Origin of the sequence: Actinomadura violacea (assembly GCF_017573465.1) — a bacterium.
In the GTDB taxonomy this organism is placed as follows: Bacteria; Actinomycetota; Actinomycetes; order Streptosporangiales; family Streptosporangiaceae; genus Spirillospora; species Spirillospora violacea.
Window position 1 is genome coordinate 86893 of the sequence record NZ_JAGEPF010000019.1, and the last position, 24654, is coordinate 111546.

Below are 24654 nucleotides of genomic sequence, written 5' to 3' on the forward strand. Positions count from 1 at the left end.
CGGACCGGCCCCGCAGGCGCCCGGTGATTTTCCGACACGACCGCTCACCGCCATGTGGACCGTTCCTGAACGCCGCCCCGACCGCTCGTCGCACGTAACCGACCGCTCATCGTACGACTACACTCCGCACACCTCCGACTACGAACCGTTTACCGAGCCTTGTCCTTCCCGGGTGCCGATCGGAGCCGTCCGACCTCTAGTGTTCTCAGTGGCACCACACGCCACACCGCTTCGGAGGAGCGGGCGGACGGAAGGACGGCACAGCCGCCCACCACCGCGAAACCTCCCACAACAGCAAACCCGGAGATCCGGCGAACGCCAGTCGAACGCCGGATCGTGAGTCGCCGGGTCCCGTACCGGGGGGGTGGGACCCGACGACCTGTGGCTCGGGCGTCGTCGAACAGTCGGGGGGTTGTTCGGCGACGCCCGAGTCCTTTTTACGGCTTTGCCCTTGGCGGTCAGGCCGCTAGACGGCCTTCCCTTCGGCGGGCAAAGCGGCGATCGCAGCATCGCTCCGACTCGCCCAGGGGCTCGCTGCGCGATCAGATTCTCGCTTCGCTCGAATCTGGCTTCGCACGCGATCGCAACGTTCCGGTTGTCGCCGCCTTCGGTTACGGACGATCGTCTGGCGGTTCGTTGCGGTTTCTGCCGCCGGTCAGGTCGCCGGTCACGTGCGGGTCGGTGCGGGGCTGATCTCGTCGACCGGGGATCAGGCGTTGTGGTCGTCTCTTAGGCGTTTGAGGGTCGTGATGTCCTCGGCGTGGGGTTCGGGGGCGCGGCCGGGGGTCTCGATGATGAAGGGGACGCCGGCCAGGGCGGGGTGGCGGAAGAGGTCCGCGAAAGGCTGCTCACCGATCTGGCCCGCACCGATGTTCTCGTGACGGTCCTTGGCGGAGCCGCAGACGTCCTTGGAGTCGTTGGCGTGGACGAGCTTCAGGCGGCCCTCACCGACGGTCGCGACGAGGGCGTCCATCGCGTCCTTGACGCCGCCGGGGGCGGCGAGGTCGTGGCCCGCGGCGAACGCGTGGCAGGTGTCGAAGCAGACGCCGAGCTTCGGGTGGTGGTCGAGGCGCTCGAAGAACGGGCCGAGGTCCTGGACCTTCGCGCACAGCATCTTGCCCTGGCCCGCCATGGGCTCCAGGAGCAGGTCGGGGCCGTCCTCGGGGATCTCCTCCAGCAGGGGGAGGACGTGCTCGCGGACCTGGGCCATCGCCTCGTCGTAGGTCTGGCTGACGGCGGAGCCGGTGTGGACGACGACGCCGCGCGCGCCGATCGCGCGGCCGCGGACGAGCGAGTGCCGGACGGTCGCGATCGACTTGGCGAGGGTCTCCTCGCTGGGCGAGCCGAAGTTCACCAGGTACGGGGCGTGCACGTAGACGGGGACGTCGGTGCGCGCCAGGAGCTTGGCGTCCTCGGCGGGCCTGCCCTCGGGCAGCGCCCAGCCGCGCGGGTTCGCGACGAAGACCTGGATCGCCTCGGCGCCGATCTCGGCGGCGTACTTCAGGCCGCCGGTGGCGAGCCCGCCGGCCACGGGAACGTGCGCCCCGATGGGGCTCTGCGGTGCGGTCATAGGCCGTTCAGCCTAGCCGCCGGGTCCGACCGTCCGGACCGGTCAGGGGCCCTTCACCAGGGTGATGGTGGAGCCGCGCGGGGCCTCGCCGCTGTTCGGGCTCTGGAACCGGACGGTGTTCCCGCCGAAGCCGGTGACGTTGACCTCGAAGCCGGAGTCCTTGAGGGCCTTCTTGGCGTCGGAGACGCTGCGGCCCGTCATGTTCGGGACGGGGATGTTCTGCTGCGGGTCGCCGTCGTTGCAGCCGATGTGGAACGGGCCCGCGTCGACGATGCAGTCGCGCTTGTTGACGACGATGGTGACGTCGTCGCCGTTCGACACGCCGGTGCCCTCGGCCGGGTCCTGGCTGATCACGGTGTCGGCGGGCTTGCCGTCGACCTTCTTCTTCTCGACCTTGACGTTCAGGCCCATGGAGCGCAGCTGGTTGGCGGCGGCGTCGCCGTTGGCGCCGACGACGTTCGGCATGGACATGCCGCTGCTGACGGTGATGTCGACCGGCTTGTCGGGGGACTGCTTCTCGCCCGCGGCGGGGTCGGTGCCGACGACCTTGCCCTTGCCGACGGTCTGCGACGGGGTGCTGCTGGTGTCGCCGATGGTGAAGCCCTTGCTCTGCAGCGTCTGCTTCGCGTCGTCGAGCGACTTGCCCGTCACGTCCGGGACCGCGCGGGGCGTGATGCCCTTCGACGGGGTCAGCGTGACGGTCTCGCCTTTGGCGATGCGGGCGCCGGCGGGCGGGTCGCTCTTGGCGACCATGCCCTTGTGGACGTGGTCGTCGTAGACGGCGGCGGCGACGCGGACGTCGAGGCCCCCGCCCTCCAGCTTGCGCTGGGCGTCGGCGACCTTCATCCCGATGATCTGGGACGGGACGTGGTCGTACTGCCCGGACGTCTGGTACCAGACGGCCCAGCCGAGGATCACCGCGGCGACGGCGCCGATGGCGAACAGCACGTACTTGCCGGTGAGCGCGCCGAGGACCCGGTCGCCGCGGGAGCGGGGGCCGCGCTCGGACGGCATGGTCTCGAAGGGCGCGTCCAGCACGGCGGTGTGGCCCTGCGGCGGCGCGCCGGGCGGCGACGCGAAGATGCTGGTGGAGTTGTGGGACGCCTCTTCCATCCGGCGGTCGAAGTCGCGCGGCAGGCCGCCGAAGACCTCGGCGACCTCCGCCAGGTACTGGTTGGCGTCCTCGGGGCGGCGCGCCGGGTCGTGGCTGGTGGCGTCGGTGACCAGCTCGTCGACCCGCCGCGGGATGGCCGGGACGGCGCCGGACGGCGGCGGGACGACCTCGTTGACGTGCTTGTAGGCGACCGCGAGGGGCGTGTCGGCCTGGTGGGGGAGCCGGCCGGTGAGCAGCTCGTACAGCATGATCCCGGCGGCGTAGACGTCGGAGCGGACGTCGGCGGTGCCCTGCAGCACCTGCTCGGGCGCGAGGTAGCCGACCGTCCCGATGATCATGCCGGTCTTGGTCATCTTGCTCGCGCTCTCGGCGCGGGCGAGGCCGAAGTCGGCGACCTTGATGGTGCCGTCGTCGCAGATCAGCACGTTCTCCGGCTTGACGTCGCGGTGCACGAGCCCGGCCCGGTGGGCGGCGCCGAGCGCCGCCAGCACCGGCTGCATGATCTCCAGGGCGGCGCGCGGGCCGAGCCGGCCGGCCTCGGTGAGCGCGTCGCGGAGCGTCCGGCCGGGGACGTACTCCATCACCAGGAAGACGTGCTCGCCGTCGGAGCGCTGGTCGTACACGGCGACGACGTTGGGGTGGGAGAGCGCCGCGGCGGCCTTGGCCTCGCCGATGAAGCGGGCGACGAAGTCCTCGTCGGAGGCGAGCCCGGCGTGCATCACCTTGATCGCGATCGTGCGGTCCAGCCGGAGGTCGCGGGCCACGTACACGGTGGCCATGCCGCCGCGCGCGATCCGGGACTCAATGCGGTAGCGCCCGTCGAGCACCTGCCCGACGAGTGGATCTGCAACCGACGTGTCCATCGAGGCGAGTTTACGGGCGAATGAAGGATGTTCTCATCAGTCGTGAGTATGAGCATCGATGAGCCGCGGGTCGGAGAGCGGCGCGGCGGGGGCCTCCGGAGCGGCCGGTCGGGGGCGGCGGGTGCTGCGGGTGCTGCGGGAGACCGCGACGCCGGCGAGGCACAGGACGCCGCCGGCGAGGGTGATCAGGCCGGGCACCTCGTCGAGGAACAGCCACGACATCGTGACCACGAGCGCGGGCACGGCGTAGGTGGTGGCGCCCATCTTCCCGGCGGACGTGCGGGCCAGCGCGTAACCCCAGGTGGTGAAGGCGATCGCGGTGGGGAAGACGCCGAGGTAGACCATGTTCAGGGTCGCGCCGGCCGGTGCGTCCGCGGCCTGCGAGACCAGCTGCGGCGCGAACGGCAGGCAGACGACCGCGCCGACGGCGCACGCCCAGGTGGTGAACTGCAGGGGCGAGGCGTGCCGGAGGGCGGGCTTCTGGCTGACGACGCCGAACGCGTAGGTGATCGCGGCGACGACGCACAGCAGCACGCCGCCGACCGGTGAGCCCCCGTCGCCGGACATCGACAGCCCGACGATCGCGGCGCCCGCGAACGACACCGCCATGCCGGCCAGCAGCCGCGGCGCGAAGCCCTCCTTGAGCAGCCAGCCGCCGAGCAGCGCGATCAGGATCGGTCCGATGTTGACGACGAGGGACGCGGTGCCGGCGTCCACGAGCCGCTCGCCCCAGTTCAGCGCGACCATGTAGGCGCCGAACCACAGCACGCCCGCCGCGGCGATGCCGGGCCAGGCGCCCTTGGGCGGTAGGCCCTCGCGGCGGACGGCGCACAGGACGGCGAGCACGACGGTCCCGGACAGCAGCCGGCCGAGGGCGAGGGCGCCGGGGCCGTACTCCGCGCCGGCGCTGCGGATCGCGACGAACGCCGAGGCCCACAGCACGACGGTGACGGCCGCGGCCGCGACGGCGAGCCGGTCGACGCCCGTTCGCGGGGCATCGCGGCTGACACTGGCCTGTTGCATGTGACGCACCTTAGGTTCGCGACTCTTCCATGAACACCGAAGGATGCGGCCAGGTCGCGGCGTCATCTCCCGGTGGACGCCCCTCAGTCTGGGGACGCCCACCGTTCAGGTCCAGCGAATATTTCTTCAGTCGAAGTTTTAGTTCTGCTTCATCAAGCGGCTAAGACGAGGCGAGTCCCTCGAACGGTGAGGACGCCTGGGCGTAGCGGCGCTTCGGGATCCGGCCCGCCAGCCGGGCCAGCCGCCCGGCCTCGACGGCGTGCCGCATCGCGGCGGCCATCCGCGCGGGCGACTGCGCGCGGGTGACGGCGGTCGCCAGCAGCACCGCGTCGCAGCCGAGCTCCATCGCCAGCGCCGCGTCGGACGCGGTGCCGAGCCCCGCGTCCAGGATCACCGGGACCCCCGCCCGCTCGACGATCAGCTCGATGTTGTGCGGGTTGCGGATGCCGAGCCCCGACCCGATCGGCGAGCCCAGCGGCATGACCGCCGCGCAGCCGAGCTGCTCCAGCCGGTGCGCCAGCACCGGGTCGTCGTTGGTGTAGGGCAGCACGACGAAACCGTCGTCGACGAGCTGCTCGGCGGCCTCCACCAGCTCGATCGGGTCCGGCAGCAGCGTCCGCTCGTCCGCGATCACTTCGAGCTTGACCCAGTTCGTGCCGAGCGCCTCGCGCGCCATCTTCGCGGTCAGCACGGCCTCGCCCGCGGTGAAGCAGCCCGCGGTGTTCGGCAGCACCCGGATGCCGCAGCCGGTGAGGACGTCCAGCACCGAGCCGCGCGCCGACGGGTCGACCCGCCGCATGGCGACCGTGGTCAGCGCCGTCCCGGACGCGGTCAGCGCCTCGCGCAGCACCTGCATGCTGGGCGCCCCGCCGGTGCCCATGATCAGCCGGGAGCCGATCTCCTCGCCCGCGATGACCAGGGCGTCGGCGGCGGTGTCGTCGGTCGTCTCCGTCACCGGTCAGCCCCCCTGCACCGCGGTCAGCACCTCGAGGCGGTCCGCCTCGCGCAGCGTCGTCGCCTCCCACGCCGACCGGCGGACGACCTCGTCGTTCAGCGCGGCCGCGACGCCGGACGCGGCGGCGGTGACGGCCGCGACCGCCTGCGCCACCGACGCGCCGTCGGGCAGCTCGCGCGGCTCTCCGTTCACGATGATCCTCATCACTGCACCTCGGTGGGGAAGCGGGCGGGGGAGAAGGGGGCCGCCACCGCGGGGACGGGGCGGTCCAGCAGCATCGCGGCGAGGGCGTCGGCGCTGACCGGCGCCAGCAGGATGCCGTTGCGGAAGTGGCCGGTGCCGAGGTAGAAGCCGGGCAGGGCGGTCGGGCCCATCAGCGGCGCGTTGTCCGGGGAGCCGGGACGCAGGCCCGCGGTGACCTCGGCGAACTCCAGCTCGGTGATGCCGGGCAGCAGCTCGCGGGCGTCCCGCAGCAGCTCCCACAGGCCGCCCGCGGTGACCCGGGTGTCGAAACCCAGCTCCTCCTGCGTGGCGCCGATGACGATCTCGCCGTCCGCGCGCGGCACCAGGTACACCGACGAGCCCTTGACCAGGCCGCGGGTGGTGCGCCGCAGGAACGGCACCGGCGTGCGGAGCCGGATCACCTGGCCCTTGACGGGGCGGACGGGTGGAACGGTCCCGGGAGGCAGGCCCGCGAGGTCGCCCGACCACGGTCCGGCGGCCAGCAGCACCCTGTCCGCGCGGATCTCGGTGCCGTCGTCCAGCCGGACCCCGGTGGCGGTGTCACGCTCGACCAGCACGCCCTCCGCGCGCCGCCGCACCAGCCGGACGCCGAGCCCCTCGGCCGCGGCCAGCAGCGCCGGGGCGAGCCGGCGCGGGTCGACGGAGCCGTCCTCGGGGGCGAGCAGGCCGCCGCGCACGCCGGGCGCGAGCATCGGCTCGGCCTTGCGGCACTCGCGGCCGGTGAGCGCCTCGACGGGGATGCCGAGGCCCTCCTGGAAGGCGCGCAGGTCGTCCAGGAGCTTCAGGTCGTCGGCGTCGAACGCGACCTGGAGCGTCCCGTCGTCGCGGTAGCCGGTGTCCAGGCCGGTGGCCTCGGCCAGCTCGGCGGCGAACGCGCGGTAGCGGTCACGGGAGGCGAGGCCGAGCCGCAGCAGCGGCTCCTCGCCGTAGCTGAGCTCGCTGACGGGGGTGAGCATCCCCGCGGCGACCGACGACGCGCCGCTCGCGGGCGCCGGGTCGACCAGGGTGACGGCGGCGCCGCCCTGCGCGGCCCGCCAGGCGGTGGCCAGGCCGATGACCCCGGCCCCGATGATCACGATCTGCAATGCGCGCTCCCTTCGCCGGCATGATCCGGATCAGGTCGTGGCGGTCGGCGGCCCGGTCAGCCGCCCTCTCAGCCCGGTCGTACCGGACTCCCGCGCCCTGTTGTGTTGTGCACCTGCCGTTATGTCCCCCACCATACGGCCAACGGCCGGAATGCACCTGTCTGGACACCCGTCCAAAAGCGCTCCGGCCGGCCCGGTTAGGGTGGGCGCCCATGGACAGGGTGATCGTCGTGGGCGGCGGGCTGGCGGGCGTGCGGGCCGCCGAGGCACTGAGGAGCAAGGGGTACGAGGGCGCGCTGACCCTCGTCTCGGCGGAGCGGCACATGCCCTACGACCGGCCGCCGCTGTCGAAGGCCGTGCTCGCGGGCGACTCCGACGACACCACCGTCGACGCGGACTGGGACGCGCTCCGCTGCGACCTGCTGCTCGGCGAGCGCGCCACCGGGCTGCGCCTGGACGCGCCCGGCCGCGGCGGCGCCGTCGCCTCCACCGCCGGCGACCTGCCCTTCGACGGCCTGGTCATCGCCACCGGCGCCGAGCCCGTCACGCTGCCGGGCGAGGGGCACCAGCACGTCCTGCGCACCATCGACGAGGCCCGCGACCTGCGCGGACGCCTCACCGAGGGCGCCCGGATCGTGATCGTCGGCGCGGGCTGGATCGGTGCCGAGGTCGCCACCGCCGCCGCGAAGAAGGGCTGCGCCGTCACCGTCGTCGAGGCCGCCGACACCCCGCTCGCGGGCGCGATCGGGCCCGAGGTCGGCGCGCTCACCGCCCCCTGGTACGCCGAGGCGGGCGTCGCGCTGCGCACCGGCGTCAAGGTCGCCGCCGTCGAGCACGGCGGGCTCGCCCTCGCCGGTCCGGACGGCGGCGAGCGGATCGACGCCGACGAGGTCGTCGTCGGCATCGGCGTGCGGCCCGCGCTCGGCTGGCTGGACGGCTCCGGGCTGCTGCTGGAGCGCGGTGTCGTCACCGACGGCTCGTTCCGGACCGTGACCGGCGACGAGGCCGGCACCGTCCGCCCCGACGTCGTCGCGGTCGGCGACTGCGCCGCCTGGTGGTCGGGCCGCTACGGGCGGCGCCTGCTCGTCGAGCACTGGGACACCGCGCTCAACGCCCCCGACGTCGCCGCCGCGGCCCTCCTCGGCCAGGACGCCGCCTACGACGCCGTCCCCTACTTCTGGTCCGAGCAGTTCGGCCGGATGGTGCAGTACGCGGGCGACCACACGCGGTCCGAGCGGCTCGTCCGCCGCGGCGACCCGTCCGGCCGCAAGTGGGCGGTGGCGTGGCTCACCGGCGACCGGCTCGACGCGATCCTCACCGTCGACCGGCCCCGCGACCTGGTGCAGGCGAGGCGGGTGATCGCCGCCGGGACGCCGGTCGATCCGGACGCGGTCGCGGACCCGGACGTGCCCGTCCGCCAGGCCGTTCGCGGGTAGCGGAACCTCACCGCCGGTAACGGCGGCCGGGCGGGTTTGAGGGTTCCGAAGGCGTGGTAGCAAGGGGGCGTGACCCAGACGCACGCAACCGTTGACAGCGCACTGGACCCCCGCACCGACGCCCTCGCCGGCGACTGGCTCTCCCTCCGGGAGACGGCGGAGCGCCTCGGCATCAAGACGAGCCGGATCAAGCAGCTCATCAGCGAGCGCAAGCTGCTCGCGGTCCGCCGCGGCGGCGAGCCGATGGTGCCGGCGGCGTTCATCCGCGACGGCCAGGTCATCAAGGGCCTGCCCGGCACGCTGACGCTGCTGTCGGACGCCGGCTTCGACGAGGTCGAGACGGTCCGCTGGCTGTTCACCGCCGACGACACGCTGCCCGGCACACCCGTCCAGGCGCTCAGCGAGAACCGGGGGACCGAGGTGCGGCGACGCGCCCAGGCCCTGGCATTCTGACCCGGCACGCCCACCCGACCACAGCGACCGGCCGCGGGGCCGCGCCGACGTGCGCGGCCCCGCGCCGCATGCCCGCGAAAGGAAACCGCCCCCACCGTGTCCAGGCACATCCCGACCGAGAGGGCCGTGGCGCTGCGCGCCCGGCTCAGCCGCGCCCGCCTCTACCTCTGCACGGACGCGAGGGAGCGGCAGGGCGACCTGCCCGCGTTCCTGGACGCGGTGCTCGGCAACGGCGTCGACATCGTCCAGCTCCGGCAGAAGGGCCTGGAGGCCCGGCAGGAGATGGGGTACCTGGAGGTGTTCCGGGCGGCGTGCGAGCGGCACGGGGCGCTGCTGGCGGTCAACGACCGCGCCGACGTCGCCCGCGCGGTCGGCGCCGACGTGCTGCACCTCGGGCAGGACGACCTGCCGGTCCCGGCCGCCCGCGAGATCGTCGGCGGGGACGTGCTGATCGGCCGGTCCACGCACTCCGACGAGCAGGCGTCCGCGGCGTCCGCGGAGCCGGGCGTGGACTACTTCTGCGCGGGCCCGGTGTGGCCCACGCCGACCAAGCCGGGACGGCCCGCGCCCGGCCCGAAGCTGCTGGAGTACGTGGCGGCGCAGCGCCAGCCCCGGCCCTGGTTCGGGATCGGCGGCATCGACCTCGGCAACCTCGGCGAGGTGCTGGAGGCGGGCGCCGAGCGCGTCGTGGTCGTCCGGGCGATCACCGAGGCCGCCGACCCGGGCGCCGCTGCCGCGGAGTTCGCGCGCCGCCTCCCCGCCGCCTGAGGCGGGCGACGGGGATCACGGTGCGGGCGGCCGCCCCGATGACCGACAATGGGGATCATGAGCGTGGGACCCGACGACGACCGGCCCGTCGACCTCGGCGAGGACCTGGAGATCCTGCCGGACCAGACCTCCGACGACACCGACGCCGGCTGGGGCGAGTGGCGCGGCGGCGGCGATGACGACGCGCGGCTGATCGAGGAGCGCCCGCCGCACTGGTGAGCGCCGCTAGAACAGCACCCCGAGCGCGAACCCGGCGATGATCACCACGGCGAGCGCCAGCATCATCCGCCACCGGTAGCGCGGGATGCGGGTCGGCCGCGGCTTCGGCGCCGGGCCCTGCCCCTCGCGCAGCGCGCGGACGAGCTGCGGCGCGGTGGGCCGCGCGGCCGGGTTCTTGTCCAGGCAGCGGGCGGCGAGGTCGCGCAGCGGCCCGTCCATGTCGCCGAGGTCGGGCGGCCGCGACGTCACCCGCCGCATCACCGCCGCGCTCGGCCCGGTGCCGAACGGCGGTCGGCCGGTCGCGGCGAACACCATCGCGGCGCCCCAGGCGAACACGTCGGCGGGCGGCCCGACCTGCTCGTCCTCGATCTGCTCGGGCGCCATGTAGCCGGGCGTGCCGATCGGGCTCGTGGTGAGCGGCTCGGTGCGGGCCAGCGCGTCGGCGGCGCGCGCGATGCCGAAGTCGATCACCTTGGCGCCGTCCGGGCCGAGCACCACGTTGGCGGGCTTGAAGTCGCGGTGCACGATCCCGGCGCGGTGGATCGCGGCGAGCGCGCCCGCGGTGCGCAGCGCCACCTTGCGCAGCTGCGGCGCGGGCAGCGGGCCGTCCTCGGCCACGACCCGCTGCAGCGGCGGGCCCTCGACGAACTCGCTGACGATGTAGGGGCGGTCGCCGGTGACGTCGGCGTCCAGCACCCGCGCGGTGTGCCGCCCGGCGACCTTCCGCGCGGCGTCCGCCTCCTTGACGAACCGGCTGCGCGCGCGCTGCCCGGCGTCCAGCCCGCCGCGCAGCACCTTGACGGTGACGAGCCCGCCGTCGCCGTCGCGGCCGAGGTAGACCACGCCCTGGCCGCCCTCGCCGAGCCGTCCGAGCAGCCGGTAGCCGCCGATGCTGCGCGGGTCGCCGGAGCCGAGCGGCCGCTCGTGCCACCGGCCCGCGCCCTGCCGCGCCGCGGGCCGCTTGCCGGCCCCCTGAGGGGCCTGGCCGGAGCGCGGTTTGGCCGGGCGGCCGTGGGCCTGCCCCGCGCGCGCCTGCCCGCTACGGGGCTGCTGCCCGTTGCGTGAGGAGGCGGGGTGCGCGTTGTGGGGGGTCGTCCTCCCGCGGGAGGTGTCGTGCGGCAAGGGGGGACTCCGACTCGGCGGGGACGGACGAAGAATTCCTCATTTGTACCTTGTCACCCCGGGCCGGGGCAGCGGAACCCCGATCTTCACCGCGCGGTGCACGTCCCGAAGGACCCCGTCTGCTCGATGCCGCGCTCGGAGCCGCCGACCATCGCCTTGTAGCAGCCGGCCGCGACCTTCCACGCCTTCGCGCCCTGGTTCCAGTACGCCAGGGACCGCGAGGTCAGCGGGAACGTCACGCGCTTGCTCTGGCCCGGGGCCAGCTGCACCTTGGCGTAGCCCTTGAGCTGCCGGGGCGGCTGCGGGACGTCCACGCCGGGCGAGGGCAGCCCGAGGTACAGCTGCGGGACGGCGGTCCCCGCGCGGGTGCCGGTGTTGGTCACCGTGACCTGCACCGACGTGGACGACGCGGTGAGCCCGCTGTACTTGAACGTCGTGTACGACAGCCCGTACCCGAACGGGTACGCGGGCGTGAGGCCCCTGGTGTCGTAGTGCCGGTAGCCGACCATGACGCCCTCGGAGAACGTGACGGTCTTGTTCACGCCGGGGAACTGGGCCGGGTTCCCGGCGGTGGGCGCGTCGTTCTCGGCGGCGGGGAAGGTGACGGGCAGCCGCCCGCCCGGGTCCACGTCCCCGTACAGGACGCGGGCCAGCGCGTTCCCGCCCTGCTGGCCCGGGTACCAGGCCTCGACGATCCCCTTCACCTGGTTCCGCCACGGGGTCAGCACGGCCCCGCCGGTCTGCAGCACGACGATCGTGTTGGGGTTGGCCTTGGCGACCGCGCCGATCAGCGCGTCCTGGTCGCCGCGCAGGGGGTCGCCGCACTTGAGCGTCAGGCAGGAGCGGTCGAAGAACTCGCCCTCGCTGTCGGTGGCGAACACGATCGCGACGTCGGCCTTGCGGGCCGCGTCGGCTGCTGCGCCCGCGTTGTCGCCGTTGTCGAACGTGATCTTCGTTCCGGAGCCGGCGCGGCGCGCGAGGCCGTCCTGCGCGCTGACGGACGCGAACGGCACGACGTTCGCCGACCCCGTCCCGCTCTGGCTCTGCCGCGCCGCCCGCCCGATCAGCGCGATCGACGACGGCGACCTCAGCGGCAGGATCCCGCCCGCGTTGCGCAGCAGCGTGATCCCGCCCTCCTCGATCGTCCGCGCGGCGGTCTCGCTCGCCGTCCGGTCGATCGCCGCGAGGTCGTTCGGGTACGCGGCCCGGTCGAACACCCCGAACGCGAACATCGTCCGCAGCACGTTGCGGACGTGCCCGTCGATCGTGGCCTGCGTCACCTTCTTCTGCGCGACCGCCATCTTCAGCAGGAACGCGTTGTACTTCATGCCGATCGGCAGTTCCATGTCGAGCCCGCCGTTCGCGGCGGCCACGGTGTCCTGCACGGCGGTGTGGTCGGACGGCACGAACCCCTTGAAGCCCCACTCCGACCGCAGGATCCCGTTCAGGACACCGCCGTCCTGGCAGGCCCAGCGGCCGTTGAGCTTCCCGAACCCGCACATGACGGTGGCCGCGCCGCCCTGCTTCACCGCCGCCTCGAACGGCGGCAGGTAGACCTCGCGCAGCGTCCGCGGGTCGACCTTCATGTCCAGCGACAGCCGGTCGCTCTCCTGGGTGTAGACGGCCAGGTGCTTGACCGACGCCATCACGCCCTGCGCCTGCGCGCCGCGGATCCACTCCGCGCCGAGCCCGGACGACAGGTACGGGTCCTCGCCGAAGCCCTCGAACGAGCGGCCGTTGCGCGGCGCGCGCAGCACGTCCACGGTCGGCCCGAAGATCAGGTCGTTGCCGCGGTGCTTGGCCTCCCAGCCGACCGTCCCGCCGTACAGCCGCGCCGCCGCCGGGTCGAACCCGGCGGCCAGCGAGATCGGCGCGGGCAGCCGGGTCGCCTTGCCCTGCCGGACCCCCGCCGGGCCGTCGGCCATGTAGACCGGCGGGATCCCGAGCCGCGGAACGCCGTTGTTGGTGTCGGCGTGCGCGGTGTCGATGAATCCGCCGAGCGGGCCGCCGAGCGGGTCGTCCGACGCGAGCATCGCGATCTTCTCGTCGTCGGTCATCTTCGCCATCAGCAGCGCGGTCCGGCGGTCCGCGCCGAGCGCGGTGTCGCACCAGGGCCGCTGCGCCGGGTCGCCGCAGCGGGTCTGCGCGGCGTCCGCCGGGACGGCGCCGGAGAGCGGCGCCGCGAGCGCGAGCACCGACACCAGCGCCGCCGCGGCCGGCGTCCAGCGCCCCGTCCGACGCCCCGCCGAGGGCGCCGCCGAGTGCCCCGTCCTTCGTCCGGTGCGCCGCATCAGTGCCCCTCCTCGTCCTGGACGCGCAGCGCGTTCAGCGCGAAGGCGACCATGTGGTAGTGCCCGATGAGCATCACCAGCTCGATCAGCTCCCGCTCGCCGAACCGGGCGGACAGCGCCGCCCACGTCGCGTCGGTGAGCGTGCTGCGCTCGTTCAGCTCGTCCGCCGCCGTCAGGACCATCAGGTCGTCGTCGGACCAGCCGTGGTCGTCCAAGGGCAGCCGGAGCGCCGCGATCTCGGGCTCGGTCAGGCCCGCGGCGAGCGCGAGCCGGCGGTGGTGCCCCCACTCATAGGCGCAGTCCCGCAGGTGCGCGGTGCGCATGATCGCCAGCTCCCGGTCGCGGTCGCCGAGTAGGCCCTTCATCAGCAGCGCCGTGCCGAGGCCGATCCACTTCTCGAACAGCCTCGGGTGCCGGCCGAGGGTGGTGAAGACGTTCAGCGGGCCGGTCGTCGCGGCCACGGCCCGCAGCGTGCCGTCCCACTCCGCCTCGGGCAGCGGGGCGAGGCGCGGCGCGCGCTCCCCGGGAATGTCTGCGCACATGGCGACATTTCTGCCACCAAATGGTGGGACGGTGCTACCCCATCAGCCCCACTTGGCCGGATTGTTACATTTCGATCACGTGTGCCACGTGCGTCCGGAGGCGTCCCGGGACGCCGGCGGGACGGGTCAGGTGCGCCGGGCGGTGGCGGCGATCGCCAGCTCCGCGAGCGCGTCCCGGGCGTCCTCGGCGACCGGCGCGCCCGCCAGCGCCCGGCCGACCTCGTCCAGGTAGCCGTCGATCATCGCCTCGCAGGCCGCGAGGCCGCCGGTCTCCTCGATGATCGTGCGCGCCTCGTCCACGCCGGGACGGTCCAGCTCCGGGTCGCCGAGCCGCCGCTCCAGCGCCGCCGCCTGCGCGTCCGTGGCGCGTTCCAGGGTGAGCGCGACCAGCACCGTCCGCTTGCCCTCGCGCAGGTCGTCGCCCGCCGGCTTGCCCGTCTCGGCGGGGTCGCCGAACACGCCGAGCACGTCGTCGCGCAGCTGGAAGGCGATGCCGAGCGGCAGGCCGTAGCCGGTGAGCGCGGCGGTCACCCGCGGGTCCGCGCCGGCCAGCGCGGCGCCGAGGTGCAGCGGGCGCTCGACCGTGTACTTTGCGCTCTTGAACTCCACCACGCGCAGCGCGGTCTCGGCCGTCGCGCCGCCGCGGGTGCCCTCGAGCATGTCGAGGTACTGGCCGCACATGACCTCGGTGCGCATCAGGTCGTAGACGGTTCGGCCGCGGCTCCGCCGCTCCTCGTCCAGCCCGCACGTCTCGAACATCTCGCTCGACCAGGACAGGCACAGGTCGCCCAACAGGATCGCGGTGCCGGTGCCGAACGGCCCGGCGGCGCCCGGCCAGCCGTGCGCCCGGTGCAGCGCCTCGAACCTGCGGTGCACCGACGGCTGCCCGCGCCGGGTGTCGCTGGAGTCCATCACGTCGTCGTGGATCAGCGCGCTCGCCTGGAGCAGCTCCAGGGACGCCGCCGCGTGCACGATCGCCGGGTCGTCGGTGCCGCCGCCGGCCGCGCGCCAGCCCCAGTAGCAGAACGCGGGGCGCAGCCGCTTGCCCCCCGCGAGCAGCGCGTCCAGCGCCGACAACAGCGGCCCGAGGTCGTCGCTGATGGCCAGCAGGCCGGGGCGCTGGCGGTCGACGAACGCCGGCAGGGCCTCGTCGACCTGCTTGCGGATGCGGCTCCAGGACGAGTGGAGCGAGCCGGGGGATGCGATGGGTCGTCCTCCCGCGGGCAGGCTTGGCATGCCCGTGATCGTATCCAGCCGGACGGAATCGACCGGTCGGCTATTGAGCGATATGTCAGTTCATCCTAGGAAATGAGGGCAATACGGTGGTGCGGACGTGTGCAGGATCACGCGTAACGGACATGGGTGCCGGCCGCCGCCGCGCGGCCCGCACGGGCCGGAGCCCGCGCCCGGCCCCACTGTAGGCTTGGGGAATGCGACCCGTACGTCCCGACCGGCCCCCGACCGTCCGCGAGCTGCTGGCCTCGGGCGAGCGGTCGTTCTCCTTCGAGTTCTTCCCGCCCAAGACCGACAAGGGCGCGCGGAACCTGTGGCGTACGATCCGCGAGCTGGAGCCCCTGCACCCGACGTTCGTGTCGGTCACCTACGGGGCTGGCGGCGGCACCCGCGACACGACCGTCGACATCGTCGAGCGCATCGCCACCGACACCACCCTCACCCCGGTCGCGCACTTCACCGCCGTCGACCACTCCCAGGCCGAGCTGCGCAACCTCATCGGCCGGTTCGCCGCCGCCGGCGTCCGCAACGTGCTCGCGCTGCGCGGCGACCCGCCCGGCGACCCGATGGGGGAGTGGGTCAAGCACCCCGAAGGCGTCGAGTACGCCGCCGAGCTCGTCCGCATGATCCGCTCCTACGGCGACTTCAGCGTCGGCGTCGCCGCGTTCCCCTACAAGCACCCGCGCTCGCCCGACATCGAGAGCGACACCCGCTACTTCGTCGAGAAGTGCCGCGCCGGCGCCGACTACGCGATCACGCAGATGTTCTTCCGCGCCGACGACTACCTGCGGCTCCGCGACCGGGTCGCCGCCACCGGCTGCGCGACGCCGATCATCCCCGGGATCATGCCGGTCACCAAGTACAGCACCATCGAGCGGTCCGAGCAGCTGTCCGGCGCGCCGTTCCCGCCCGAGGTCAGGGCCCGCTTCGACGCCGTCGCCGACGACCCCGAAGCGGTCCGCCGGCTCGGCATCCAGCACGCCGCCGACCTGTGCCGCGACCTGCTCGACGAGGGCGCGCCCGGCATCCACTTCATCACCTTCAACCAGTCGACCGCGACGCGCGAGGTCTACGGGCTGCTGGAGGCCGGCGGGTACGGCGCCAAGGGCAGCGTCCCGCCCATGACCGCGTAGCGGGGCCCGCCGCCGGGGAACTCGAAGTCGCTCAGCAGGTCGACCATCCCGACCGAGCGGTACAGGTGCCGGGCCGGCGTCTCGGGCCGCCTGTCCAGCGTCGACAGCACGACCGTCCGCTCCGGGCGGCCCTCGCACAGCGACGTCAGCAGGGCGCGCCCGAGCCCCCGGCCCTGCGCCTGCGGGTGCACGTGCAGTTCGGCGACCTCGAACGAGTCGTCCATCCACGTCGCGGCGTGCTCCTCGCCGCCGAGGTCGGCGAGCGCCTGGTGCACCACGTCGTGCCACCACTGCCCGCGCGCGCCCCGGAACCCGTAGGCGAACCCGTGGACCGGTCCCGGCAGGCCGGGCAGCGCGCCGCGCCGCTCCGCGACGAACGCGCGGAACGAGGGGTAGGCGGCGTGCCGCTCCATGATCGTGTGCCGGCCCGGCAGCTGCTCGTCCGGCGGCTCCATCGCGGCCCGGTACACCTCCAGCATGGGGTTGAGCCGGCGTAGGAAGGCGCGTTCGTCGATCTCGCGCAGCTTCGGGTCCCTCACCCGACAGAGACTAGACCCGCGAGGTGGTCCGCTGCGTGGACGACAGACGGTCGTAGATGTCCCAGAGGATCCGGTCGGCCGCCTTCTGCAGCGCCCCGCGTTGCCCATCGAGCTGCCCGCCCCACGCGCGCGCCTCCGGCCCGAGCCACGCGTCGGTCGACCCGAGCGTCCGCACCGGCGGGTCCAGGGCCCGCCGGACGCCGTCGATGCTGCCGTAGGCGTCGGCGTACGCGTGGTACAGCTGCTCGTACTCGGGGTTCGGCTGCTCCCCGGGCGGCAGCTGGGCGGCCCCGGCGGCGGTGTACGGCGGGGGCAGGCTCCCCGGAGGCGGCGGAGCGGCCATGGCGACCTCACATCAGGCGACGTTGCTCGGTGTGCTCTTCGGGATGCTCGGTGTGCTCTTCGGGGTGCTCGGTGTGCTCGTCGGGGTGCTCGCGGGGTGCTGCGGGGCGCCCGGGCGGTGCGGGGTGCCGTGCCCGTCGGGCGGGGCGGCCTCGGCGTGCATCGTGCCGTCCAGATGCAGCCGGGCGACGGCCTCGCGGGTCCGGGCGCTCAGGTCGGCTTCGGTGACGACCAGCACCGCCGACGGACGCACCCCGGCCCGGCCGGCCTCCGCCAGGAACGTCCGCAGCCACTTCACGTCCATCGTCATGTGATGGCTCGACGTGCCGAGCGACTCCCGGATCGCCTTCAGCCGCGCCGCGTCGCCGTGCGCCGCCCCGACCAGGCCGGCGGCGCCCGCCGGCCCGAGCCGCGCGTACAGCGTCTCGGTGTAGTCGGGATCGCCGGCGTCGGCCTTCAACCGCCTCCACACCGCGTCCGGGACGGCCTTCCCGCCCCGGACGGCGGCGGCGACGGCCAGCGCGTCCGCCCGGGCCGCCTTCTGCGCCGCCGGACGGTCCGGGTACCCGCCGAGGTCGCCGGCGCCGTGCGGCGTCGGCGCGACCTTGTGCACCGGGGACGTCCGGCTCGGCGGACGCACCGGACGGGGCGTCCCGCCCGGCGGCCCGCCGGTCCGCTTCGGGGCCGGCGCCGGCCTCGGCACGGGCGGGGTGTCCACCCCGCCGCCGGGGTCGGGGTGGGTGATCGCGAAGTTGTAGCGCCGCTCGAGCATTCCGAGCTGGCCGGACACCCAGTGCGCCACCTGGTCGGCCTGCCGGTACCCGGCCTGCGACACCCCGGCCGGCGGGCGGTGCCCGTTCAGCCAGCCGGAGATCGCGGCCTGCGCGTCGCGCAACTGCTTGATCACCTGGGCGAGCGCGGGCGGGTCGATGCCCCGGAAGGCCGGGTCGCCGGCGGCCGGGCCGGTGCGCATCTGCGCCGTCATCGCCCCTCCCGGACGTCACTCATCGCCGTCGTGGAACGCCGCAGCGTCCCGATCCCCAGAATCACACCCGCATCAGCGGCTGTCGAGGGCCTTCCTGACGGACTCGGGGTCGCGCGCCACCACGGCCTCCCCGCCGGTCAGCACGATCGGCCGCTGGATCAGCACCGGGTTCGCCACCATGACCTCGATCCACCGGGCGCGGTCGTGCTCGAGGTCCGTCAGGCCGAGCTCCTTGGCGACCGGCTCGTTCAGGCGCGCCACGTCCCACGGCTCCGCGCCGATGCGGGTCAGCACCGCGTCCAGCTCCTCGGCCGTGGGCGGCTCGTCCAGGTAGCGCCGCTCGGTGTACTCCACGCCCGCCTCGTCCAGCGCGGCCTTGGCGGCGCGGCTCTTCGAGCAGCGGGGGTTGTGCCAGATCTCCATGTTCGGCCCTCTCAGCCCACCTCGGCGGGGTCGCCGCCGGTCATCCTCAGCAGTTCGGCGTAGGAGGTCGGGAAGACGGTGTGCGCGAGCCCGCCCGCCGCCCAGACCTCGTCGTACTTGTCCAGCCACACGTCCACGAGCGTGCGGATCGGGGCCGGGTGGCCGACCGGCGCGACGCCGCCGATCGTCTGCCCCGTCGCCGCCCGGACGAACTCCGGCGTCGCCCGCTTCACCTTCTCCGCCCCGACCAGCAGCGCGACCTTGCCGGTGTCCACCCGGTGCGCCCCGCTCGTCATCACCAGCAGCGGCGCCCCGTCGGCGTCGAACACCAGGCTGTTGGCGATCGCGCCGACCTCGCAGCCGAGCTGGTCCGCGGCCGCCTGCGCGGTGCGGGCCGAGTCGGGCAGCTCGACGATCTCTCCGGCCGCGCCGTGCGCGCGCAGCGCCGCGGCGACCCGTTCGACATTGGGATGCATGCCTGCACCCTACGGTGCCCGGCGCCGCCCGGGCCCGCCGTTCGCCTGCGCGGACGCCTCCGGCCTGCGGGAAGCGACACCCGTTCGAACACGTTGACGAATCGACGGCGGGGCGCTTTACTGTGAGTGCGTCGAACTTATGTTCGATGTGGTGCGGGACTCGCGGCCCGCACCAGGGCGACGTCCCCGACCGGCGCAGCGGTGGCCGGCGGGACGGACGGCCGGGCGGAGTGAGGGGAAGCTCTCCGCCCGGCCGGCCCGAGCCCCGGAAGGAGGCAGTCATGTCCGCAACGATGACCTCGCGCGGAGTCCACTCCGCCGCCCAGCCCGCGCCCGGCCCGCGCCACCGCGCGCTGCCCGCGCCGCGCCCGGTGCACACGGCGGTCGGCCAGCTGCACGCCGCCCGCATGGGCCTCGCCGAGGCGGCCGAGGCCACCTCGCCCGCCGTCCGCTACGTCTGCGCGCACCTCGCCGCGCTGCGCGCCGCCGCCGCGGTGCTGGCGTCCAAGGAGCCCCTGGAGACGCACCGCCGCGGCCGTCCGCGCAGCGTCTGGGTGCTGCTGCCGGAGGCCGAGCCCGCGCTGCGCGAGTGGGCCGCGTTCTTCGCCGCCGGCGCCGACAAGCGCGCCGCCGCCGAGGCCGGCCTGCCCCGCGCCGTCACCCCGCGCGAGGCCGAGGAGCTCCTGCACGACGCCGAGGTCTTCGTCACCCTCGTCGAGGACACCCTCGGCGTGACGAGCCAGCCCACGTTGCCGACGTCCTGACCCGAGACCCTCTCGAAGGGCCGCCCGACCCTCCCCAGGGCCTGGCCCTGCCGCCGGCCGGGCCGCCGTCCGCCGTCCTCACGAGGGCGGCGGCCCGGCCCGCGGCGCTCCCGCCCCCGACGACCGCGCCGGCGCCGGCCGCGTATCCCCCCGAGCCGGCCGGGCCGGCGCGGTCCCACCGTCAGGGCGTCGCGGCGGGCCGCGGGAGGGCACCGGCATACTCCGTGGGATGGAGAATGACGCGACGCCGCCGCTCGCCGGGCTGCGGGTGGTCGAGCTGTCCAGCTTCGTCGCCTCGCCGCTCGGCGGGATGACCCTCGCCCAGCTCGGCGCGGACGTGATCCGGGTCGACCAGATCGGCGGCGGCCCCGACATCGACCGGTGGCCGCTCGCCCCGTCCGGCCGCAGCCTGTACTGGGCCGGGCTCAACAAGGGCAAGCGGTCGTTCACCGCCGACCTGCGCTCGGCGGAGGGGCGCGCGCTCGTCGCGCGGCTGGCCGCCGATGCGGGCGTGGTGCTGACGAACGCGCCGCCGAGGGACGGGCTGACGTACGAGGCGCTGCGGGAGGCGCGGCCCGACCTGATCCATGTGCAGCTGCTCGGCACCCGGGAGGGCGGCAACGCCGTGGACTACACGGTGAACGCCGCGGTGGGCTTCCCGTCGCTCACCGGGCCGTCCGCGAGCGCCGAGCCGTCCAACCACGTCATGCCCGCGTGGGACGTGGCGTGCGGGCTGTACCTCGCGATCGGGCTGCTGGCGGCCGAGCGGCACCGGCTGCGCACCGGGGAGGGGACGCGGCTGCGGGTCGCGCTGTCCGACGTCGCGCTCGCCACCGCCGGGAACCTCGGCATGCTCGCCGAGGCGCAGCTCGGGCAGGTCCGGCCGCGGCTCGGCAACCACCTGTTCGGCGACTTCGGCCGCGACTTCGCCACCGCCGACGGGCGGGTCATGGTCGCGGTCCTCACCGCCCGGCACTGGCGCGACCTGGTCGCCGCCACCGGCCTCACCGAGGTCGCGGACGCGCTGGAGCGCGCGCTCGGCGCCGACTTCCGCACCGCGGGCGACCGCTACGCCTACCGGGACGCGCTCGGCGGCGTCCTCGCGCCGTGGTTCGCGTCCCGCACCTGCGCCGAGGTCGAGGACGGGCTGAAGGGCACCTCCGTGCTGTGCTCCCGGTACCGGGACCTCGCCGAGGTCGCCGCCGGACTGGACGACGAGCCGCTCATGGGCGAGATCGACCAGCCGGGCATCGGCCGCCACCTGGCCCCGGCGTCCCCGATGCGGCTCGGCGACGCGGTCCCCGCCCCGGAGCCCGCGCCGGAGCTCGGGCAGCACACCGGTGAGATCCTCCGCGAGGTGCTGGGCGTCCCGGACGAGGAGGTCGCGGACCTGCGCGCCCGGGGCGTCGCGGGCGAGCCAGGCTGAGCGGCCGTCACGCGGCGCCGCCGGGGCCGGACGCATGGCGATCAAGGGTTTGCGGCGAGCGCGCGGGTGGAAATCCTTCTGACAGCTCGTCCGGAATGTGGTTTTCGCCCCTCGCTCGTGTCAGAAGGGACCCCTCGATGGCGATCGACGCCGGCCTGGAACAGTCCGCGACCGCACCGATCCGGCATCCGCTGGACAGCGACGCCGAGGGCGTCAACCGTCCCGGCCTGCACAAGAACGCCCGCTACCACGAGATACGCGAGACCGGCACCGGCGTCGCCGAGGTGACCCGGCACGACGGGACGGTGGCCAAGCTCGTCACCCGCTACCAGGACGTCGAGCAGGTCCTGCGCAACCAGGAGGTGTTCTCCCGGGAGGCCGCGCTCGACGCCGACGCCGTGGACCTCGAGGGGACGATGCTCGGCCTCGACCTGGACGGCCACGCGGCCGTCCGGGGCGCCGTCAAGGACTGGTTCTCGCCGCAGGCGGTCGAGCGGCTGCGGACGGTCGCGGGGGAGCGGGCCGCCGAGGCGCTCGCCGCGATGCGCGCCGCGGGCGAGCCGGCCGACCTCGTCACCGCGTTCGCGCTGCCGTTCTCGCTGGACCTGATCTGCGACATGATGGGCCTGCCGCGCGAGGACCGGCTGCGCTTCCACGGCTGGGGCGACGCGTTCCTCGGCACGAGCGAGCAGACCCGCGTCAACGCGGAGGAGTCGCAGGTGGCGATGGTCACCTACCTCGCCGGCCTGGTCGGCGAGCGGGCCGGCGGCACCGACGACGACCTGCTCACCCACATCGCCGCGGGGGCGGCCGGGCTGTCCTTCGACCGGCAGGTGAAGCTGCCGATGACGCTCGTCCTCGGCGGCTGGGAGACCGTGGCGAGCAGCATCGGCACGCAGGTCCACGTCCTGCTCACCCACCCCTACGAGGGCCACGAGACGGCCTACTCCTACCTCGCCGCGCACCCCGAGGCCGTGCCTGGGGCGGTCACCGAGATGGAGCGGCTGTTCTCCACGACCGCGGCCGACGACCTGCCCCGGCGGGTCACCCGGGAGGTGACGCTGCCGAGCGGCGCCCGGCTGGAGCCGGGCGAGCTGGTCATCCCGTCCCACGACGCGGCGAACTGCGACCCGCGCGTGTTCGACGACCCGCACCGGATGGACTTCGCGCGCACGCCGAACCGGCACCTGTCGTTCGGGTACGGGCCGCACCACTGCATCGGGCGCCATCTCGGTCACATGGAGGTGGTGACGGCCGTCGCGCTGCTCACCCGGGAGCTGCCGTCGCTGCGCCTGGCGGTGCCGTCGGAGGAGATCGAGCGCAAGCCGGGGCACGTCATCAACGGGCCGTCGGCGCTTCCGGTGGCCTGGAGTCCCGCCGGAGTATGACCCGCTTTGTCCCTACTTCGCCCGCCCGTGAGATCGTTAGGGCGGCGAAGTAGGGGAGGGCGCGTGACGGCGCGGGGCGGACGAGGGCTGGTGCCGCTGCTGGCGTTCCTCGGCGTGATGGCGTACTCGCTGTCGATGGCCGTCGTGACGCCGGCGCTCGCGCTGATCCAGCAGGGCCTGCACACCACGGCGGCCGGCGCCGCGTGGGCGATCACGGCGATGACGCTGTCGGCGGCCGTGGCGACGCCGGTGGTCGGCCGCCTCGGCGACCTGTACGGGCCGCGCCGGGTGCTGCTCGCGGTGCTGGCGATCGCCACCGTCGGCATGGTCGTCGCGGCGGCGGCGGGGTCGCTCCCGCTGATGCTGTTCGGCCGGATGCTGAGCGGGATCGGCGGCGGCGTCTTCCCGCTCGCCTACACGATCATCCGGGACGTCTACCCGCCCGCGCGGACCGCGTCGGCGGTCGGCCTGATGTCGTCGATGCTCGGGCTCGGCGGGGCGGTGTCGTGGTGCCTGGCCGGGCCGATCATCGACCTGCTGGGCTGGCGCTGGCTGCTCTGGGTGCCGGTGGCCGGGCTCGTCCCGGGCGTCCTGCTCGCCTGGTGGATCGTTCCAGCGTCCGAGCCCCGGGAGGCCGCCAAGGTCGACTGGTGGGGCGCCGCCCTGTTCGGCGGCTGGCTCGTCGCGGCGCTGACCGCGCTCACCGAGGGGATGGACTGGGGCTGGACGTCCCCGGGCGTCCTCGGCCTGCTCGGCCTCGCGGTGCTCCTGGCCCTGGCGTGGCTGCGGGTCGAGGCCCGCGTCGCCGAGCCCCTCGTCGACCTGCGGCTGATGCGGGTGCGCGGGGTCTGGACGGCGAACGCCGCGTCCCTGCTGTCCGGCTACGCGCTGATGGCGGGCGGGCTGCTGTTCCCGCTCCTCGTCCAGCTCCCCGCGAGCACCGGCTACGGCTTCGGCGGGACGGCCACGCAGGCGGCCCTGCTGCAGCTGCCCGCCAGCATCGGGATGACGGCGGCGGGGATGACCGCCGGGCTGCTCGACCGCCGGATCGGGTCGCGCCTGGTCCTGCTCGGCGGGGCGGTGCTGACCGCCGCCGGCTACGCCTTCGTGGTCGTCGAGCACGCGGCGATGTGGCAGCTCTACGTCGGCGGCCTGGGCCGCGGCATCGGCCTCGGGTTCGCCTACGCGGCCGTCGCGAACCTCGTCGTCGCGGCCGTCCCGGCGGGGGAGACGGGCGTCGCCACCGGCATCAACACCCTGATCCGCACCGTCGGCGCGTCCCTCGGCACGCAGGTCAGCGCCGTGATCGTGGCGGGCCTTGCGGGAGAGCGCGGCTTCTCCACCGGGTTCGCGGTCAGCTCCGCCGCCATGGTCGCGGTGCTCCCGCTCGCCCTGCTCGTCCCGCGCCGCGCCCGCCGCTCCGGAAAGGGCGCTCCCTGCCGCGGCGAGGAGCGCAGCACCGCGCCCGTGACGTGAGCGGGTCAATGGACGCAGAGTGATGGGCTGCGGGCGGGCACACGGAACGGGACCCGGCTGCCGCCGGGCCCCGCCTCGTCATGCGATCGGTCAGAACGACTCGACGGCGCGGCGCGCCTCCGGGTCGAGCACCCCCCAGGTGATGAGCTCCTCGGTCAGCTCGGTCGGGGACTTGTCATAGATGACCGCCAGGGACCGCAGGTCTTCCTGGCGGATGGACAGGACCTTTCCGTTGTAGTCGCCCCGCTGGCTCTGGATCGTCGCGGCGTAGCGGGCGAGAGGACCGGCCTTGTCCTTCGGAAGCTGCTGCAGGCGCTCAAGGTCGATGACGAGCTTGGGCGTGGGCCCGAGCGGGCTCGGCGCGGCTCCGCCGGGCAGCAACTCGGAAACCGGCACGCCGTAGAAATCGGCGAGCTCGGCCAGCTTCTGAACGGTGACGGCGCGGTCGCCCCGCTCGTACGAACCCACGACGACGGCCTTCCAGCGGCCGCGGGACTTCTCCTCCACACCGTGCAGCGACAGCCCCTGCTGCGTGCGGATGGCGCGCAGGCGCGCGCCGAGAGCCTTTGCGTATTCAGACGGCATTCTGCGGCCCCCCAGGCTCACTTCGTCGTCGTTGGACCCCGGCGGGCGCCGGGGGGAGACAGATTCCCGGAGCCATGAAGCCCCAAGACCCTGTCTCCAGGGATGGTTACGGACAGTGACGGTAAAACGGTGAGGGCCCTAGGTCAAGCTGATTGGAAAAAAGCGGTCGAATCCGCAGGTCTCGATCCGGGTCGTCCGGA

25 protein-coding genes and 1 riboswitch are annotated in these 24654 nt (G+C 74.2%); of the genes, 9 read left to right on the plus strand and 16 right to left on the minus strand.

What is annotated here, in order from left to right; genetic code table 11:
- Positions 1-709: 709 nt before the first annotated feature.
- From J4709_RS30185 to thiO, 6 genes are all read right to left on the minus strand, one after another.
- Entirely contained in the window at positions 710-1570 is an 861-nt protein-coding gene (locus J4709_RS30185) for a deoxyribonuclease IV (protein WP_208245504.1), read from the minus strand.
- Positions 1571-1612: 42 nt separating this feature from the next.
- A complete protein-coding gene (gene pknB, locus J4709_RS30190) occupies positions 1613-3547 on the minus strand; it encodes a Stk1 family PASTA domain-containing Ser/Thr kinase (protein WP_208245506.1) in 1935 nt (644 codons plus the stop codon).
- 36 nt (positions 3548-3583) lie between these two features.
- On the minus strand, positions 3584-4570 hold the full coding sequence (locus J4709_RS30195) for a DMT family transporter (RefSeq protein WP_208245509.1): 987 nt from the start codon (positions 4568-4570) through the stop codon (positions 3584-3586).
- 160 nt (positions 4571-4730) lie between these two features.
- Positions 4731-5525 carry a thiazole synthase gene (locus J4709_RS30200; protein ID WP_208245511.1) on the minus strand — a complete coding sequence of 265 codons (795 nt, stop codon included), beginning with the start codon at positions 5523-5525 and terminating at the stop codon, positions 4731-4733.
- 3 nt (positions 5526-5528) lie between these two features.
- On the minus strand, positions 5529-5729 hold the full coding sequence (gene thiS / locus J4709_RS30205; protein ID WP_173099938.1) for a sulfur carrier protein ThiS: 201 nt from the start codon (positions 5727-5729) through the stop codon (positions 5529-5531).
- Positions 5729-6853: a glycine oxidase ThiO gene (gene thiO, locus J4709_RS30210; RefSeq protein ID WP_208245513.1), complete on the minus strand. Its 1125-nt coding sequence runs from the start codon at positions 6851-6853 to the stop codon at positions 5729-5731. Before thiO ends, thiS begins: the two co-directional genes overlap by 1 nt.
- Positions 6844-6957, minus strand: a riboswitch (TPP riboswitch). It overlaps the preceding gene by 10 nt.
- Before the next feature lie 108 nt (positions 6958-7065).
- Here thiO and J4709_RS30215 point away from each other — a divergent pair.
- From J4709_RS30215 to J4709_RS30230, 4 genes are all read left to right on the plus strand, one after another.
- Complete coding sequence (locus J4709_RS30215) at positions 7066-8289, plus strand: NAD(P)/FAD-dependent oxidoreductase (RefSeq protein ID WP_208245514.1); 1224 nt, start codon at positions 7066-7068, stop codon at positions 8287-8289.
- Between the two features lie 69 nt (positions 8290-8358).
- Positions 8359-8742 carry an Rv2175c family DNA-binding protein gene (locus tag J4709_RS30220; protein ID WP_208245516.1) on the plus strand — a complete coding sequence of 128 codons (384 nt, stop codon included), beginning with the start codon at positions 8359-8361 and terminating at the stop codon, positions 8740-8742.
- Between the two features lie 96 nt (positions 8743-8838).
- The gene (thiE, locus tag J4709_RS30225; RefSeq protein WP_208245518.1) at positions 8839-9510 is read left to right on the plus strand and encodes a thiamine phosphate synthase; all 672 of its coding nucleotides are present in this window, start codon (positions 8839-8841) and stop codon (positions 9508-9510) included.
- Positions 9511-9567: 57 nt separating this feature from the next.
- The gene (locus J4709_RS30230) at positions 9568-9729 is read left to right on the plus strand and encodes a hypothetical protein (RefSeq protein ID WP_208245521.1); all 162 of its coding nucleotides are present in this window, start codon (positions 9568-9570) and stop codon (positions 9727-9729) included.
- 6 nt (positions 9730-9735) lie between these two features.
- Here J4709_RS30230 and J4709_RS30235 read toward each other — a convergent pair whose 3' ends face one another.
- The 4 genes from J4709_RS30235 to J4709_RS30250 form a co-directional block, all read right to left on the minus strand.
- A complete protein-coding gene (locus tag J4709_RS30235; RefSeq protein WP_232384226.1) occupies positions 9736-10851 on the minus strand; it encodes a serine/threonine-protein kinase in 1116 nt (371 codons plus the stop codon).
- An 86-nt stretch (positions 10852-10937) separates the two neighbouring features.
- Complete coding sequence (locus J4709_RS30240; protein WP_208245530.1) at positions 10938-13142, minus strand: beta-glucosidase family protein; 2205 nt, start codon at positions 13140-13142, stop codon at positions 10938-10940.
- The gene (locus tag J4709_RS30245) at positions 13142-13684 is read right to left on the minus strand and encodes a carboxymuconolactone decarboxylase family protein (protein WP_208245532.1); all 543 of its coding nucleotides are present in this window, start codon (positions 13682-13684) and stop codon (positions 13142-13144) included. The genes J4709_RS30240 and J4709_RS30245 overlap by 1 nt, the downstream gene beginning before the upstream one ends.
- 126 nt (positions 13685-13810) lie before the next feature.
- Complete coding sequence (locus tag J4709_RS30250; RefSeq protein WP_208245534.1) at positions 13811-14920, minus strand: polyprenyl synthetase family protein; 1110 nt, start codon at positions 14918-14920, stop codon at positions 13811-13813.
- 194 nt (positions 14921-15114) lie between these two features.
- On the opposite strand from J4709_RS30250, the gene metF reads away from it, so the two are divergent.
- Positions 15115-16050: a methylenetetrahydrofolate reductase [NAD(P)H] gene (gene metF / locus J4709_RS30255; RefSeq protein WP_208245536.1), complete on the plus strand. Its 936-nt coding sequence runs from the start codon at positions 15115-15117 to the stop codon at positions 16048-16050.
- Here metF and J4709_RS30260 read toward each other — a convergent pair.
- From J4709_RS30260 to J4709_RS30280, 5 genes are all read right to left on the minus strand, one after another.
- Positions 15987-16589: a GNAT family N-acetyltransferase gene (locus J4709_RS30260; protein WP_208245538.1), complete on the minus strand. Its 603-nt coding sequence runs from the start codon at positions 16587-16589 to the stop codon at positions 15987-15989. The two genes, metF and J4709_RS30260, sit on opposite strands and share 64 nt — an antisense overlap.
- A 10-nt stretch (positions 16590-16599) precedes the next feature.
- Positions 16600-16932, minus strand: a complete 333-nt coding sequence (locus tag J4709_RS30265) for a hypothetical protein (RefSeq protein ID WP_208245540.1) — start codon at positions 16930-16932, stop codon at positions 16600-16602.
- A 12-nt stretch (positions 16933-16944) separates the two neighbouring features.
- Positions 16945-17916, minus strand: a complete 972-nt coding sequence (locus J4709_RS30270; protein ID WP_208245542.1) for a hypothetical protein — start codon at positions 17914-17916, stop codon at positions 16945-16947.
- 72 nt (positions 17917-17988) lie between these two features.
- Complete coding sequence (locus J4709_RS30275) at positions 17989-18339, minus strand: arsenate reductase family protein (protein ID WP_208245543.1); 351 nt, start codon at positions 18337-18339, stop codon at positions 17989-17991.
- An 11-nt stretch (positions 18340-18350) separates the two neighbouring features.
- Positions 18351-18815, minus strand: coding sequence for a YbaK/EbsC family protein (locus J4709_RS30280; protein WP_208245544.1), 465 nt, complete (start codon positions 18813-18815; stop codon positions 18351-18353).
- Positions 18816-19096: 281 nt separating this feature from the next.
- Between J4709_RS30280 and J4709_RS30285 the strand changes: the two genes are divergently transcribed.
- The 4 genes from J4709_RS30285 (at position 19097) to J4709_RS30300 (ending at position 23869) form a co-directional block, all read left to right on the plus strand.
- A complete protein-coding gene (locus J4709_RS30285; protein ID WP_208245545.1) occupies positions 19097-19579 on the plus strand; it encodes an SAV_6107 family HEPN domain-containing protein in 483 nt (160 codons plus the stop codon).
- 229 nt (positions 19580-19808) lie between these two features.
- Positions 19809-21005 carry a CoA transferase gene (locus J4709_RS30290; protein WP_208245546.1) on the plus strand — a complete coding sequence of 399 codons (1197 nt, stop codon included), beginning with the start codon at positions 19809-19811 and terminating at the stop codon, positions 21003-21005.
- 137 nt (positions 21006-21142) lie between these two features.
- Entirely contained in the window at positions 21143-22393 is a 1251-nt protein-coding gene (locus J4709_RS30295; RefSeq protein ID WP_208245547.1) for a cytochrome P450, read from the plus strand.
- A 63-nt stretch (positions 22394-22456) separates the two neighbouring features.
- A complete protein-coding gene (locus J4709_RS30300) occupies positions 22457-23869 on the plus strand; it encodes an MFS transporter (protein ID WP_307801656.1) in 1413 nt (470 codons plus the stop codon).
- Between the two features lie 90 nt (positions 23870-23959).
- Here the strand turns inward: J4709_RS30300 and bldD are convergent, their stop codons facing one another.
- The gene (gene bldD, locus J4709_RS30305) at positions 23960-24454 is read right to left on the minus strand and encodes a transcriptional regulator BldD (protein ID WP_030145002.1); all 495 of its coding nucleotides are present in this window, start codon (positions 24452-24454) and stop codon (positions 23960-23962) included.
- Positions 24455-24654 lie beyond the last annotated feature (200 nt).